The 16,413-nt window shown below is 52.9% G+C and carries 10 protein-coding genes; 5 read left to right on the top strand and 5 right to left on the bottom strand.

All coding sequences use genetic code 11. From position 1 onward, the window contains the following. The first annotated feature begins 203 nt into the window (after nucleotides 1-203). Entirely contained in the window at nucleotides 204-4,124 is a 3,921-nt protein-coding gene (locus Pla144_RS09860; protein WP_197530552.1) for a hypothetical protein, read from the top strand. Here the strand turns inward: Pla144_RS09860 and Pla144_RS09855 are convergent. Both Pla144_RS09855 and queG read right to left on the bottom strand, forming a co-directional pair. Then, a complete protein-coding gene (locus Pla144_RS09855) occupies nucleotides 4,121-5,209 on the bottom strand; it encodes a tRNA dihydrouridine synthase (protein WP_146450515.1) in 1,089 nt (362 codons plus the stop codon). The genes Pla144_RS09860 and Pla144_RS09855 overlap by 4 nt on opposite strands. A gap of 31 nt (nucleotides 5,210-5,240) precedes the next feature. After that, the gene (gene queG / locus Pla144_RS09850) at nucleotides 5,241-6,368 is read right to left on the bottom strand and encodes a tRNA epoxyqueuosine(34) reductase QueG (RefSeq protein ID WP_146450514.1); all 1,128 of its coding nucleotides are present in this window, start codon (nucleotides 6,366-6,368) and stop codon (nucleotides 5,241-5,243) included. A gap of 209 nt (nucleotides 6,369-6,577) precedes the next feature. Between queG and Pla144_RS09845 the strand changes: the two genes are divergently transcribed. From Pla144_RS09845 to Pla144_RS09830, 4 genes are all read left to right on the top strand, one after another. Next, entirely contained in the window at nucleotides 6,578-8,515 is a 1,938-nt protein-coding gene (locus Pla144_RS09845) for a M13 family metallopeptidase (protein WP_197530550.1), read from the top strand. A gap of 139 nt (nucleotides 8,516-8,654) precedes the next feature. Next, the gene (locus tag Pla144_RS09840; RefSeq protein ID WP_146450512.1) at nucleotides 8,655-9,107 is read left to right on the top strand and encodes a hypothetical protein; all 453 of its coding nucleotides are present in this window, start codon (nucleotides 8,655-8,657) and stop codon (nucleotides 9,105-9,107) included. A 248-nt stretch (nucleotides 9,108-9,355) separates the two neighbouring features. Further along, the gene (locus Pla144_RS09835; RefSeq protein WP_146450511.1) at nucleotides 9,356-10,300 is read left to right on the top strand and encodes a hypothetical protein; all 945 of its coding nucleotides are present in this window, start codon (nucleotides 9,356-9,358) and stop codon (nucleotides 10,298-10,300) included. A gap of 186 nt (nucleotides 10,301-10,486) precedes the next feature. Then, entirely contained in the window at nucleotides 10,487-12,373 is a 1,887-nt protein-coding gene (locus tag Pla144_RS09830; RefSeq protein WP_146450510.1) for a preprotein translocase subunit SecA, read from the top strand. Nucleotides 12,374-12,456: 83 nt separating this feature from the next. Here Pla144_RS09830 and Pla144_RS09825 read toward each other — a convergent pair whose 3' ends face one another. The 3 genes from Pla144_RS09825 to Pla144_RS09815 form a co-directional block, all read right to left on the bottom strand. Next, entirely contained in the window at nucleotides 12,457-13,731 is a 1,275-nt protein-coding gene (locus tag Pla144_RS09825) for a hypothetical protein (RefSeq protein ID WP_146450509.1), read from the bottom strand. A gap of 134 nt (nucleotides 13,732-13,865) precedes the next feature. Then, complete coding sequence (locus Pla144_RS09820) at nucleotides 13,866-14,504, bottom strand: hypothetical protein (RefSeq protein ID WP_146450508.1); 639 nt, start codon at nucleotides 14,502-14,504, stop codon at nucleotides 13,866-13,868. A gap of 181 nt (nucleotides 14,505-14,685) precedes the next feature. Next, the gene (locus Pla144_RS09815; RefSeq protein WP_146450507.1) at nucleotides 14,686-16,380 is read right to left on the bottom strand and encodes a M2 family metallopeptidase; all 1,695 of its coding nucleotides are present in this window, start codon (nucleotides 16,378-16,380) and stop codon (nucleotides 14,686-14,688) included. Between the last annotated feature and the right edge of the window lie 33 nt (nucleotides 16,381-16,413).

Here is a 16,413-nt window from a genome sequence, read left to right as displayed (position 1 = left end):
GCGGGCTTCGCTAGCTCTTGTACGACTGCTGAGAACTGCCTGCAACTGCCCTAGCCTCTAAATCGTGTGCTATCTAGAATCCGCCACCCTTATTTTTTGGGGCGTGCCAGCACACCACATTCGAAGCGATAGGGAAGTCATTCCAATGCTTTGCGGCTGCAGTACGCTCTTCAATCTATTCCCCTAAAGCCAATCGGTGTGCCATGGTCGGACAAGGACGTCCGATGGAGTGGAAACTGACTAGTGGTCTGCGAGTCGCCTTATGTCGCTACGGGTCGTCGCTGCGCGGTCTGCTCGCTACAGTTGCTTGTGGCGTACTGCTCTCTACCTGCTGCTGGGCGGAAAGTACAACAGTCCGAGTTCGCCTAGCTTGGGGAAGCGGCGATGGAGCAAAGCATCGATGGTTTGGCACCATTACTTGTGCTGACGCTTCATTCATAGACCTGCAGCCATTAGGTATCGAATCCGATGCAAGCGCAGCGATTCGAATAGCAGGACATCAACTTCTCGTCGATCCCTTGGAGAAACGAGGTTTTGACGGGTGTGACGTGACCGTTACGGCAGATATTGGATCGACAGTACGGATTGAACTCAGTGCCGATCAATCGAAGACCCCAACTATCGTTGAGGTCCCTTTCAAGTCGATCATCGATGGGCAGGTAAGACATCCCATCGATTCTCTTGAGAGCTTTATACTGGCATATCGTTGCCCGGGTGACCAATTCCGCGTGGTCTCAACCCGTGAAAGCCTCATTTTCCAACCCGGCGAGTCCTGGCCACTGCTATTGCTGCTCGATCTTAAGAAGGAACTTTTGTTGGGTCCCGTCGTCGTGGATGCAAAGCTTCATAACGGGACAAACTCGCAGGTTGCATGGCAGTTTTCAAAAACACTGACCAGCGATTCACCTCAAGAAGAGCCGCTTGCATTCGATGTAGTCTGTCCGGAAATCGAAGGGGCATATCGACTCACCCTAACGGCACGCCCCGAAGAGAGTTTTACGACGCGACTTGTTCCAGGGCAAAAAAGTAAACCCTATGCGACACGTGAGATCGATCTGGTCGTTGTTGATCCGCAGGCGAAATTACCCCTACTTACCGATCATTGGATACCGATCCTTTCGATTGACCCGGCTAATCCTAGTTGGTGGCAACGATTGCCAAGCTGGGCCCAAGTAACCCGATTGAGTGGAAAACCTCAGGGATCGATCGGCAATGTGAGACTGGTGACCAGAGAGAGTGATGTCAATGGTCTAGTTGAATTGCCGCCAGCGACTCAGTCGGGCGAGCCCTCCTGGCAGGCATTCACGCTTCCTGTACTAGAGGTCGGTGTCCCGCATTTGGTCGAGATTACCTATCCCATGAATCTTCGACAACTGCTGGACATCAGTGTTATCGAGCCGGATGCCGCTGGGAGAGTGAACACCTCTGTGCTCAATTCGAGTCTGTATGTCGATGAGGTCATCGCAGGCGATGAATCGCAGTTATCAACGCATCGCATCGTATTTTGGCCACGTACGCGCATTCCCCAATTGCTGGTTTCCAACCGTCACCACACATTGCCGAGTGTATTTGGTACGATCAAACTCTCGCGACATGACAACGCCACCAGCAGCCTGGCCACGCAAACCTATGCAGGAATGCCCTCCGGGCGATTCCTGGCAGGCTATATTGCCAAGCCCGTTTTTGCCCAAAACTTCGGTGCGGCTGAGCAACTTGATCCGTCGAGTGGCATGAGTGTTCAGAGTTGGTCTACCTTTCTCGATGGGGCGAGACGCCTCACCCAGTTTCTTCATTTATCAGGCTACAATAGCGTCTTTGCATCGGTGGCAGCAGATGGTAGTGCCCTCTTTCCTAGTGACATCCTGCTTCCCTCACCAAGGTATGACACGGGCTTACTGGCCGCGAGCGGGCAGGACCCAAAGCGAAAGGACGTTCTGGAATTGTTGCTGAGAGTTTGCGATCGAGAAGCCGTAAGACTCGTCCCGACGCTGCAATTGGACTCACCTCTAGCTCGATTAGAAGAGCTCCGAAGCTCTGCTGCTCCCCAGGAATCCGGTATTACATGCGTCGATGCCCATGGCCAGGAATATCGCGGAATAGTTACAGAGGGGCTAGATCCTCAGTTTGGATACAACTTGCTCAACGAGCAAGTTCAGCAAGAGGTTCTCGCGCTGGTTATTCAGCTTGCCCAGAGATCCAGTGAGCATTCCGCCTTCTCCGGGATCGGGTTGCAACTCGCCAGCACGGGTTACGCTATGTTGCCAGGATTGGAATGGGGATTTGATGACAACACATGCGCGGCTTTTTCGGAAGCGACTGGAGTTTCCCTGCCGATGACAGGAGAAAACCGATTTCGTGAACGTGCAGCGATTCTGCTAGGGGAACAACAAGCGGTATGGCAGGCGTGGAGAGTTCAAAGGCTTACAAAATTCTATTCCTCCATACAGAAGCAAGTTCAATCACGCCGGTCGGATGCACAAGTGTTTCTGCTGACGGAGGGGCTTTTCGAAGCTTCCTCGATGCAGCGGGCCGTCCGGCAAAGTATGTCCAACCCTGGCCGACTCACTCAACTACTTGCTGAGCGGGGGATCGATCTTAATCAGCTTTCAGCAATATCCGGTGTAGAGCTTACCAGTTCACTGCAACAGAGTTCTCACGAGAGCCTGCAAGAACAAGTTTCAACTATGGTGCTTAACGAGCTGGCAATGAAAGGAGAACTTCTTCCTGCAGAACGCCGCACGACTGACCAAGTATTTCATTCGGTTTCCCACACTCACTTGCCGAGTTTCGATGCTCAGAGTCCCTTTGGTAAAGAGGCGACTCATCTTGTTTTGGCCAATCAGATTTTGCCGGCCGGAGCCCAGCGAGATTATTACCTGACAAGTGCGTTAGCGAGCCGACCTCTGCCAAATTTTTTAGTAGGCGGTGATTTCATGCCAATGACACTTGATAGACAACGACAGTCACTTCTACGCACGATGGAGCAATTGCCTGAAAGGTACACAGAATCGAGGACCCTTCAAAAGCAGCCCGTCCAATTGCGCATTCAGCGAACCTCTGACGCGACCTATCTGATCTGTATCAACGAGTCTCCTTGGAAAGTGGAATTGGAGGCCAGCTTGAAACTAAAAACAGCCTCCAAATGGCAGTTGCTAGGTACAGAAGCCTTGTCGGCGGAAAGATCAGATTCAACGGGAGCAGGGATACTCCCTCAAGGTGCTTCGGCTTGGAAAATGAGTTTAGATAGCTATGGATTACAGGCCTGGAAAATCGAAAGCCCTGATCTTGAAGTCGATCAGCTTCGCATGATGGACGATGGGATTATGAGAGAATATCTCGAACAGCGAATTGCTGCTATTCAGGATCGTACAGGTAATTTGAATATCGTCCGTGACTATCGCCAATTGCAAAATCCGGGATTTGAGGTGGACGAAGGAACCACGCGAATATTTGGTTGGCAAGTGCGTAAAGGACCTCAAGGTAAGGTAGCGGTAGAATCCGACCAGCCCCATACAGGCGAGTTCGCGCTGCGATTGCAGAGTGAAGATCGCATAGGAGTCGCCGTTCAGAGTCATTTGTTCCCGATTCCCGAGACAGGCCAGTTGGTATTAGGAGCCTACTTTCGCCCTAGGCAATTCGCGTCCGATTCCCAATTTGTTATGTCCGTGGAGTCTGAGGATGATGGGCGAACTTATCGCCGCTTCAAAAAGATTTCTGCCACGGATTTATCCGTCAATCAGTGGACTCGTTTTGAATTGTCGCTTTCCGACTTGCCTGTTGAGCTTGGAAACCAGATCCGCGTACAGTTTCATGCCTCGGGCAATGCAGATCTGCTCGTGGACGATATCGACCTCTGCGATCTGCGATTCGATGACCAGCGCCGTAGTGAGCTAGTCAAACGAGTCTACGCTGCTAAGACGGCACTTGGTGACCATCAAGTTGTCGATTGCTTACGTCTGGTAAACGAGTATTGGTCCCGCTACTTAGTGGAATATGTCCCCCCCGTCGAGCGTGAACCGGTCGTGCTGGCCAAACAGAATCCTGCCACTGAAGAAGCCCCCGAAGAAAGCCGCCAGAAAGTTGGCAGTCGTTTGCGAAAACTCGTGCCCAAGATTTGGCGCTAGAAAGCACTTACACACGCTGGGTTCACCGCTGCCGACAGAGGATTTGGCTCCTCCACTTTGGGATACATTCCCGGCCCATCGACGCTATACCACTTGGCCAACACATCTCGCCAAGCACCTGGCTGTTTTACCGTACAGAAATCGGCCCGCACTTCATTCCCTTGCGGATGTAAGCCAGAGTACTTGATGCCAAATTTGCGCATGTTCGGCAGACAGCGATCCGGTCCATACAACTCTTCGGCCAGTCGGTAATGCTCGGCTATTACATCGCGCTGTTCGAATAGGGTTGGTGGCGCTGGAAGAGGCAACCCGGAGGCGAGTGCTCTCGCTTGTGAGAACACCCAGGGATTGCCAATCGCTCCTCTTGCGACGGTTACTCCGTCAACACCTGTGTAGTCGATCATTTCGAGACACGCCCGAGCATCGAACAAGTCACCACTGCCAAGTACTACTCGTTCGCCAGCATACTCTTTCAACTCGCGCAAGAACTCCCAGCGAGATGGCCCATCATACCTCTGCGTAACAGTTCTACCATGAACGGTGATGGCAGCCGCACCCGCTCCATATGCACCGTCGAAGATCGTAAAGAACTTCTCGCGACTTTCTTGAGAATCATCGATCCCACGCCGCATTTTCACTGTCACAGGAATGTGTGGAGGGATCGCTTCCCGTACACGGCTGATAATTTCAAGCGCCACTGCCGGCTGACTTAAGTGAAATCCACCCCTGCATCGCCCCAGCACTTTTTTTACGGGGCACCCAAAGTTGATGTCAATTACATCAAAACCTTGTTCAACCAGGCGCAGTGCAGCGGGGCCGAACTGCAGAGGATCGGCCCCCATTAGCTGCCCCGCTACGGGATGCTCCTCCTCGTCTACATGCATCAAGTGGTGTGTCCGTTGGCGCTTGCGGACCTGGAGGATCAACTTATCAAGCATGACCTCGCAGAGCGTATAGGATGCCCCCAGCCTGCGGGCAATGAGCCGCATAGCCGTGTCGCTGTACCCACTAAGCGCAGCCTGAACCACTGGGAAATCGAGTTCCAGGTCTCCGATTCGCAATGGTTTAAGCGTTGTTGTTGGCATAGGTCCCATTTTCGAGTCAAAACCCTGTTAGTCAACTCTGCTTTAAAGCGAGTCTTATTTCATCTCGAACATACTCGTCTGATTCCAACCCTTGCCGTTCATGTAATCTGTCTCGTGCCTCAGTGAGCTTAAACTGCCCTAGTGCCCAGGCGGACGCTCCACGGACCAGAGCTTCTGCATCATTTAGTCCTGTGCTGAGTGCAGGCAAGGCTTTTAGATCACCTTGATTTCCCAGCGCGATCGCCGCGGAGCGCAATAGCCCCCGCCGATGGGCTCGCCAGAGAGGCGTGTGGCGAAAACGTCGTCGGAATTCCGACTCATCCATGTCGAACAGTGGTGGCAAATCAAGTGGATTTAAATCAGCCTGGGGCGAGAAACTTGGCTCCTCACTTGCCGGGGCATCTCGATTCCACGGGCAGACCTCCTGACAGATGTCGCAGCCGAAAACCCAATCTCCAACCCCTTCTCGCAACTGGATATGGACGGCATCTCGCAATTCAATCGTCAGATAACTGATGCAGCGCGTGGCATCCAGCACAAACGGCTGCGGAAAAGCGTCCGTAGGACAAGCGTCCAGGCAGGCCGTGCAGGTTCCGCAATGATCTGCCTGGAATGGCACATCGAAGTCGAGTAATTCATCGGTTAGCAGCGCTGCCAGAAAAAAATAACTTCCTGCCTGCTTCGACAACAACAGCGTGTTTTTCCCCACCCAACCCAGTCCGGCCAGTTGTGCAAACTCTCTCTCGAGAAGTGGAGCCGTATCGACCACTCCACGAGTTTTGGCATTGGGGACCAACTCCCGCATGGTATCCGCTAATAAGTGTAGGCGATCGCGAACTAGATCGTGGTAGTCGATAGTACCCGTTGCATATCGCGCCACACGGCCTTGTGTACCATTCGTGTTGTGGATTTGGGAGGATCCATCGTACGACATGCCCAGCATCACCAGACTCCGCACGCCATCTAGCACGTGCCCAGGATCGGTATATGCTTCGCGGCGGTCGGCGATGTAATGCATCTGTCCTGCGTATCCAGACGCAAGCCATTCGTCCAGACGCGCGATCCCCGGCGGCGGAGTGGCAGGACAGATTCCGCATAACTGGAAGCCGAGTTCGGCAGCATGTCGTTTAATTCGCTTTGTGAGATCGACAGGGGACATCCGTGCGATTCTACCACGTCGAGATTCTTCTCTCGCCCCCCAGTGGAATCTCGTCTAAAATTATGCGAATGGGCAACTATGACCCTCTACTAGCAAACTAACCAGGAGTCTCAAATATGCGTCGGGTGGCAATGTTTTTAATAGCCTTTTGTGCGATAGGCCCAATCGTGTTCGCCGTAGAATTAAAGTCCGGCCTCGACAGGAAGGCAATGGACCCCTCGGTTCGGGTGCAGGACAACCCGTTTCTATTTATGAATGGCAACTGGCTGAAGCACACGCCGATTCCTGCTGACAAATCCAATTTTGGATCATTCAGTTTACTGGAAGACGAAGCCCAATTGGCTATCAAGGAAATCTGCGAAGAAGCCGCCGCTGGGGAGCATCCCGACGGAAGCATCGAGCAGCAGATCGGTGATTTCTACACTAGCTTCATGGATGAAGCCACCATCGCTGAGCACGGCATTCAATCGCTGCAGGGTGAGTTGGAAGCTATCGACAACGTATCGAGTCACGACGATTTGATTGAGCTCTTCGGCCATTTTAATCAGATCGGGGTTGAGACCCCTTTTGGGTTTTTTGTCGATCAGGACGACAAGGATTCCACTAAGTATCTTGCGGCGCTGATTCAATCGGGTACGACGCTTCCAGATCGTGATTACTATCTAGAGGAGAGCGAAGAGAATTTGGCTGCCCGCGCGGCCTTGGTCAAATATATCAACACACTTTTTGACTTGAGTGAGTTGCCTCGAGAAGGGGATGTTGGCACACAAATACTGGAATTGGAAACCGCGCTTGCAAAACTGCAATGGACTAGAACAGAACTCCGTGATGCCCACAAGCGATACAACAAGCACACCCTTGCTGAGTTGGCCGAACTTTCCCCGAGCCTGCCCTGGACTACTTTTTTTGATGCGGCAAACGTACAGGGAGTTGAAGAACTGAATGTCTGTACTCCGAGCTTTTACCAAGAACTCGACGCGTTGATTGTCGAGACTCCCTTGGATGTGTGGAAAGAGTATCTCCGCTTTCATTTAATGGATGCCTTCGCTAGTGCTCTCCCCGCACCGTATGTAAATGCCCAATTTGAACTCTACGGAAAGCAACTCGCTGGGACGCTGGAATTGCAGCCCCGCTGGAAACGGGCCGTTGATGCCATTTCGGGCGGACGTGGATTTGGTGTGCTAGGAGATGCTGCGGGTCAGCTCTACGTGAAGAAGCATTTCCCTCATCGGGCGAAAGAGCGTATGGATGAACTGGTGAGCAATTTGATGCTTGCTTACAAGCAAAGCATCGATGATCTCGAGTGGATGACGCCGGTGACCAAAGAACGAGCCAAAGAAAAACTTGCCAAGATTACCACTAAGATCGGGCACACCGAGAAATGGCGCGACTATTCCATTCTGGTTGTTAAGCCGGATGATCTCTTGGGCAATTTTCTCCGCTCGGAAGAACTGGAATACAACCGCATGATTGACAAGCTGGGCAAGCCGGTCGACAAAGACGAATGGTTCATGACTCCCCAAACGGTTAATGCCTACTACAATCCCGGGCAAAACGAGATCGTCTTCCCCGCGGCCATTCTCCAACCTCCCTTTTTCGATGTAGAGGCTCATGACGCGGTCAACTATGGCGGCATCGGGGCAATCATCGGCCACGAGATTAGCCATGCCTTTGACGATCAAGGGAGCAAATACGACGGTGACGGCAATCTTAAGGATTGGTGGACTGACGAGGATCGCGCGGCATTTCACAAACTCACTTCCAAGCTAGTTGAGCAATTCAATAGTTACTCCCCACTTCCTAGCAAGCATGTGAATGGCGAACTAACTCTTGGAGAAAACATTGCTGACCTCTCGGGAATGTCGATTGCCTACAAGGCTTACAACTTGTTCTTGGATGGAAAGGAAGCACCGGTCATCGACGATTGGACGGGCGATCAAAGATTCTTCCTGGGTTGGTCACAGAGTTGGCAGCGCAAGTACCGTGATGCAGAGATGTTGAAACGCCTGCTCGTCGATCCGCATTCCCCCTCGATGTATCGCAGTAATGGCCCCATGTCCAACTTCGATCCCTACTATGAAGCGTTCGACGTAAAACTAGGGGATGAGCAATACCGCGAACCCACAGATCGGATTAGGATTTGGTAGCGGAGTGGAAGAATATTGCTGTATTTGTGGGGATTTCAGGAAAGAATTTGCGTTCCTGGCAAGGCTGATTATTCTAGAGATAGCGGCCACTTGGGTCGTTCTCCTGTGATTGGCAATTCAGACGAAGAGGTATTCTACGATGATTAAGCAATGTGGATTGACGGTTCTTTTGATGTTGGCCAGCCTGTCGGTTGGCAAGCAGGCTCAGGCTCAATACGGTATCGGCGGTTATGGTGGTTACAACTTCTGGGATGCAGGCCGACTCTATAGCGTGTTGGCAGACAATGTACCCTATTACGCTGCTTTCCCACCCGTCTACTATAGCGTGCCGGTCGCCCGGACCTATGGCTATAGTCCGTTCGCTTATCCGCCAGGGACTATGACCCCAGAAATCGAAATGTGTGGTGCTGCTGCAGAGGAGATCGTGAATCCGTACGTTGTACCAACATCTACGAGTACTTCCGAAGAGAAACCGGCAAGTGATGATCGCGTCACCCAGACTCAGAAGTCCGTTCAACCACTGCTTGTAGTCAACCCTTACATTGAGTCGCAGTTGGCAAGAACTGCCAGCACCTCAGGTCCCGGCTTGTAAAAAGACTTTTCAGTAGCATATTTAACGAACGGCCCAGATTGCTAGCAATCTGGGCCGTTATTTTTTGCTGAAAACAGAAGTCCAATCGCTGACAGTTCACCTCCTGCCAGCAAATCCATCTGGACAGACTCGGCAGTTTAGCTAATATTCACTTCCCATGCAGTACCCCACTGCCATGAAAAACGTCGCCGGCAGTGGACGCGCTGCCACGCAATCCTGTTCGTCTCGCGGTAGAAAGGAATCTGCCGATGCGGTGGTCATTTACCCTAATTGTAATTTTGGCGTCTCTCGGTTGTCGCAGCAGCGCGACTCCGATCACGAATCCATTTCTTGCTCCCGACCGCGTTCCTCCGCCGGCAACGGGTGCATTGCAACCTGGCGCTGCGCAGCCGTTTTATCCGGGTGATCAGGTTCCTGTTTCTCCAGGTGGAGCAGCACCAGGTTTTGTTCCGCCAAGTACAGGCTACCCTCCTCCACCTCAAACATCACCTGTCACCCCTCCCGGCGGATGGAACCAACCTGCTCCTGCCGGGAGTGTCACCCCCTACGGTGTGCAACCCACGAGCGGCTACGCTCCAGCAACTCTCAGCGCAGTCGAGAGCCAAGTGGTTCGAGTGGCACCTGACAATGAGAATCTGCGCTTCGCCTCGGTTCCCAACAGCAATCCATCCGATATTCTGCAAGTTGCCGCCGAACAGCAAACGCTCGTGCAGCAAGGCTACGTCCACACCCCTCCGATTGCTACACAAGGGTTCACTCAGTCCCAGGCACAGATGTCTGTAGACGTCCTGCCCGCCACGCCTCCGCTTTCTGGCGCGGCCAGTGATGGTTTCCGTCCTCAGGGTAGCAGCCGCGCAGCTGATTCCTCGTTTGTGTCCCACTCTGAATCTCAGCCGTTGGCCAATCAATCGCAGGAAGACAGCAACCTCTTTGGCTATGATGCCTCGTACACCTGGCTCCGAGGTCAACTGCAGTTCTATCCTGAAAAGGGAGTCTGGGGACTTCGATATATCACGATCGGTGCCGGCTTGGACCAATATGGCGGCATCGCAGTGATCAACAACACTGAGGTGCTTGGTGGCCTACAACCGGGTGAACACCTACTTGTCCAGGGTTCCATGGAAGTACTCGACGCGGGAGGGGGCCAATTCATGCCCTCGTACACCGTCGAGGGTATCCAGCGCCAACGCTGAGTTGCCATTCTCAAGCAATTCTCACCCGCTATGATGCAATAGTCTAGCCGCGGTGCGTCGGCATAGCAGATCTCGTATTCGACTCGCGCACCCCTATCACATACAACTATCCACGAACCATCCTTCCCCGTGTCCAGAATCCCCAGCGGACTTTCGTGCAATATCCGGTCGACCTTAGGCGACCAGATGGCTCGCTGCGCGAGCTACGTCCCTCTAGTAACGGCACTTGAACCGCAAATGGAGGCCCTGAACGACTACGATCTTCGCAAGACGAGCCTAGGACTTCGCTACCGTGTCCGCAGCGGTGAGTCCATCGACAAACTGATCGTCGAAGCTTTCGCTCTGGTGCGCGAGGCGGGGCGTCGCAAACTCAACATGCGGCATTTCGACGTACAGATTTTGGGTGGCGCTGCTGTGCACCACCGATCGATCATCGAGATGCAGACTGGTGAAGGAAAAACGCTCACCGCGACGCTCCCGATCTATTTAGCTGCCCTCGAAGGGAAAGGGGCTCACCTTGCGACCGTCAATGATTACCTGGCGCGACGTGATGCCGAGTGGATGACCCCCCTTTACTCCGCACTGGGAATGTCGGTCGGCATCATTCAGGGCCAGCAGCCTCAACCTGAACGCCGCAAGGCCTACACCTGCGACGTCACCTACGGCACGGCCAACGAGATGGGTTTTGATTTTCTCCGTGATCGCCTCCTGATGCGATCTCAAGGGGATGGTCAGCAAGACATTTTTGGCAAGATGCTCGGCGTCTCGGGTGGGGCAGGAAACGATCAACCCGTGCAACGCGGCCTGCACTTCATGCTTGTTGATGAAGCTGACAGTATTCTCATCGACGAAGCGCGCACTCCGCTGATTATAAGTGCCCTTCCCGGAGAGGACGAAAAGATTGCGGCGGAAGCCTATCGTTGGGCCGCCGAAGTCTCTCCCGATTTCGTTGAGAACGAGCATTATGAATACGATCATGACGAACGCACTGTGGAACTCTCACTTGCTGGCCGCCAATTCGTTCGTGCGTTACAAAAACCGAGCGATATGGACCGGCTGCCACTCTCCACCATCTATGAATACGTCCAACGGGCAATCAAGGTCGCCCGCGAAATGTTTTTTGAGAGGCACTATGTCGTCCGCGACGGCGAGATTGTGATTGTCGATGAATTCACTGGCCGTATGGCAGAGGGCCGCAAGTGGCGGGCTGGCATTCACCAGGCTGTCGAAGCCAAGGAAGGGGTTGAGATTACTTTCGCCACCAACCAGGCGGCCCGTATCACCATCCAAGACTTGTTTTTGCGCTACGAGCGTCTGGGAGGTATGACCGGCACGGCATCAACCAGTCGCGGTGAACTGAAGAAGATCTACAAGGTGCATGTCCTCTCGATTCCCACCAATCGCCCTCCCATACGACAACAGTTGCCTACCCTCGTATTCGGCACCAAGGATCAGAAGTGGGCTGCAGTAGTCGAGGATGCCATCGAACAACATCGTCTTGACCGCCCAGTCTTGATCGGCACCCGCTCGATCGACAAGAGCGAGCACTTGGCCAATCTACTAGCTGAGCAAGGGGTGGAACCGGTGATCCTCAATGCCCGCCATGTTGCCCGCGAAGCCGAGATCGTCGCCGCCGCTGGCGAAAAAGGAAAAGTTACCGTCGCAACTAATATGGCAGGCCGAGGTACGGATATTCGCCTTGGCGAAGGGGTGCGCGAAATTGGTGGCCTGCACGTCATCTGCACCGAACTCCACGAAGCCAAACGCGTCGATCGCCAACTCATTGGCCGGTGCGGTCGCCAAGGGGACCCTGGTACCTACCGCCAATTCCTCGCGCTCGACGATGAGATCTTGCTCTTGGGCTACGGCCCCAAGCGCGCCGCTAAGCTGGAAGCACAAGGACTAAAATCTGCCGGCCCGATTCGCGGCCTAGAAAAAATCTTTCACCGCGCGCAACGCCGCGTCGAGCGCCGCCACTTCCGCGACCGCAAGATCTTGCTCTACCACGAAAAAGAACGCCAAAAGGTCCAACGCCAAATGGGGCAGGATCCGTATCTCGACACGCCAGGGTAAGCACGGCGAGCCGGGGAAAGTAAGTGACCGGAGTGCATGGGTAAGCCGCGACCCGAAGGGGAGCGCGACTAGACTGCGTATCACTATTTACTAGCGCCACCGCCTCCGTATTCAAACGAAATCTCGGGGATTTCTACCCCGCCAATCTTCGTTCCCAAGTAAGAGATTCGAAATCCTTTTTGGTCAGGAGATACTTTGTAGGTTAGTTTGCCGGACTCGGTAGGGCTCGGGGAAAGTTTGCCTCCAAAATCGTTTGCCACCTTGGACAAATCTTTGGGGAACAGATCACCCTGCTTGTTTGCAGAAAGTGCCAGGACCAAGTCTGCTAATTGGTGTTCCGCCTGATGCGAAGCAAAGTAAGCGGCGATTTGTCCCGGATTGAGCGTGCCAGGGTCACCTAGCCTCAATAATTGCGGTGCAAATTTCTGGTAAGTCTGCTCTCCTACGGTAATGGATTTTTCGGTCGGCAGGGCGAGGCTGTTCAGGGTAGCCTCGTAATATTGTGCATTGACCGATCGCAATTTCTCAATGAATTCATCAAAAGAAGACTTGCTGTCGAACACAGAGGTGGGGACCCCTCGCTTCGCGGCCTCGGATTTGACAAATGCTTCAATCGAGGCCGGGTCCTGCTTCTCGGGGCGACCCTCAATCACGGAGAGCATCATTTCCGCCCAATTCCCATCCGGAAATGCATCTTGCAATCGGTTGAGACGAAGGTCGACCAGGGCAGCCTCGTACCCGATCGCAGTCGCAGGAGTCAAAGGGTTTGGAGCTATTGCACCCAGTAAGGATCGCACCTCTTTGATTAACTGGGTATCTGGACTATGCACTGCCCAGGAAGCAAGCGCGTGATAGCCAGTTTCAAGTATTCGCACTCCTTCGATCGATTCGGCCAAAGTTGTTTGCTGGCCCATATGCTGGCCCATACGAATCAGATCGAGATAAACCTGAGCGGACTCCTGCCAGTCTCCCTCGGCTTCCTTCTGCATGCCATAGAGGGCAATTAATTTCGCCAGATCCTGCATCGGTCCAACATGGGGAAGCACCGTGCCTACCGAGTATTCGCTCATGTTGGCACCGAAGTCGGCATTGGCTTGAGCTGCACCGATCAGGCCAGCACGGATTGCGTGCCGTGCAGCGATCAACAGGTCGTCAATTGCTTTGGTTTCTTGCTCGGAAGTTTTTGGAGTAACGATTTCCCAAATGGGCTTTTCCAGCTGTTTGCGCTTTCCAGGATCAACCTCCGCCAGAAAGAGAAGAGCACGTTGGTAGTGCAAGGCCGCATTGCTTGATGAATTGGGAAGTCGTTGCTCGATTTCTGCAGCATGAATCTTTGGCTGGAAAACAGCGGAAGACACAGCTAAGCACAGTAATAAGAGGCAAAGTCTCCGTACATTAAAGCCAGAAAAAGGAGCCATAATTCGGGGTCGCGTAATCGGTGTCATATACGGCTTTCAATCAAACGTTAGGCGTTGAGAAAGAAGTGGGGAAGTTAAAAGGCGATGAATGGTGAAAAACCACGAAGTATTTCAGTTCGCGCCGCATCTTCGGAAGTGACAAGCGGTCGCACGGATTGTTGGTAAGCAGGAGAAGAAAACGGCTTCTGCACCTGGGGTGAGGAAGCAAAAACATTGCGGCTACCTCCTGCTGGTTGCAGCCCGGTCCCCGCTGGCAATCCTGAAGACACTGTACCCCTCCCCGGTGAGGGATTCCGAAAGCCACCAACTTGCTGAGCCGGAGAGCGACTTGCCAGAGTCTGCTGTCGAATCTGACGTTCCCGCTCGACTTGCTTGAGGGTACTCGCACGTTGTTCTTGAAAGTTTATTAGCCAGACCTGAAGTTCGTCTGGACTCATGGCTTTGAGATCAGCCATATACTTGTCGGCCTGCTCCTGAGAGATTTTCGCAGAACGCTCGAAAGTCGTCTTCAGGTGAGCCCTTGCTTCGAGCATTTCCTTGCTATTCCAAATCTTGTCATGCTCGGCAGTGTATTCGGCAGTAGAGGGTGATTGAGCCTGCTCAGTCTCTCCAGGGGATTGCGCCAGACAGTCAGCCAAACAAAAGCCAAGGGAGACAATTGCAGTCGAATGCAGCAATGTCCTAAGAACGGGCTGCATTTTGATGGCATCCATAATGAGCACTCCAAGCAATTAAGAGAAACGCGTCTTTGTTTTGAAGTGTTGTAAAGAGAACAATACTCTTTAGACTAGAACAAATGGGCTAGAGATTCAAGACTGAGCTGAGAAGGTCCGGCGGCCTAGCCAGCATGTACATCTCCAGTCGCAGTTGTCGCGTACGTGCAGTAATCTATATTTACTGAAACTCCGCTGCGAACGACTTGGCGTTTAAGTGCTCGCCTGTGGCATGTTTGGTTAATTCATTCCATGGCAACATGGCGCCTGGATCAAATATCTTTTCCTGCATGAATTTGCCAACACGCGGTTCACGGGTGTAGAACGCGTTTGCAGGTTTGCCTGGTATGTCCAGGTCGCGGCAAATGGCTGCGTGGACTTGGCAGGCGAACAACTCGCCCATCATGTAATTGTGGTAATAGCAAGGTGCGCTGACAACGTGGATTTTGCTTGCGAAATCCGGCGCATCGCGTCCTTCGGGCCTTTGTACTAGTTGATATTTCTCAACTAGATCCCACCAAAGCTGATTGAGGTCCTGGTCGGGATCTTCGTACATCGCCATTTCAAACCGCAGCATTACCTGACACCAGCGAGAGAAGATCAGCAGCTTGTCACGACGCATCCGCTGGCTGGCTGCCTTGTAAGTCGCTGGGTCGTCGACATCGACTCCGTAGGCCTTGAGCCACTCAGGGTCGGTCGCAAACCGCTCAAACATCATTGCCACCCCTTCGGTAGTGAGGATATGCGAGTTCACCCGTAGCAGATACGGCAAAGTCATCGGGATATACTTGCTCGAATAAACCGAGTGTCCAAGCTCATGAAGCATGGTGCTCATCCAGTATTCATTGGGAACGATATTAGCCAGCACGCGGACGTCACCGGCACGATCGATATCCGTGCAAAAAGCGTGCGGGCTTTTTTTCGGCTTTTCGTAGAGATCGCTTTGCTCGAGGACATCCTCGATGGGGAGTTTGATCCCTGCGTAAAACTCCCGGCAGACTTGCAAGATGTCAGTTTTGGAAAACGGCCCTCCGAGATCGATCTCATACACGGCTGGTGGCTCTTGAAAAAATGGATCCTGATAGTGCCAAGGCTGGAGGTCGGAGACCAACAGTCCGTATTGGTCGGCGAGCGCTGTGTCGATCTGATCTTTGGCTCGGGCATAAGGTCCGCGAGTCAGATCGTCGAGCTCGTCAAACAAGGCGAGAACTTCAGCTTGATCCTGCTCGTTGATAGTGAGTTGCATATCATGGTAATTCTTGAAGCCGAGCTTTCTCGCCACTTCGTTTCTCATGCGGACCAGTTCCCGCAGATCGACCGCCACCTGGGTGCCAACGTCTTTGTTAGCTTTCCAGATCTGCTCGCGTTCGACAGAATCCTTGGAAGTGAGCAGAACATCGCGGACTTGGCTGTCGGTGAACGATTTCTTACCGACCGTGGCACGAAATTGGTTGAATTTCTTCTCAATCTCGTTGGCCTTGGCAGACATGCGATTGAGCAGGGTGAGATCGCCTTGTCGATTGAGATAGATCAGATACAGAACCTCGATCTGGCGGGCGAGTTGCGGATCAGTGATCGTACCTGCTTTGATGCTTTTCAGCTTTTCAAAATTCCCTGGAGAAGAAAGCAACTCATTCATCTGCTTATCGAGGGCTTCCTTATTAGCAAACGCCTCGTCGCTTCCGGAAGTATTGGCTTCCCACCAGGCGCGATTGAGCGAGATTTCTATTGGCACGACCGTCGTTTCGTAATTCCTTACGAAATCTCGTGCGGCAACGGTGGTATCCTCCTGCGCTGCGGCAGCACTCAAACTGCTACAGTTCCACAGGATACTCAGAACAAGTAAGACAAAGAAACTGGTAAGGAAATTGGTCATGATTGGTTTAATATTAAGGGTAAATTCGTATAA

This window comes from Bythopirellula polymerisocia (genome assembly GCF_007860015.1).
Lineage (GTDB): Bacteria > Planctomycetota > Planctomycetia > Pirellulales > Lacipirellulaceae > Bythopirellula > Bythopirellula polymerisocia.
This window is presented reverse-complemented; position numbering and strand designations above follow the sequence as displayed.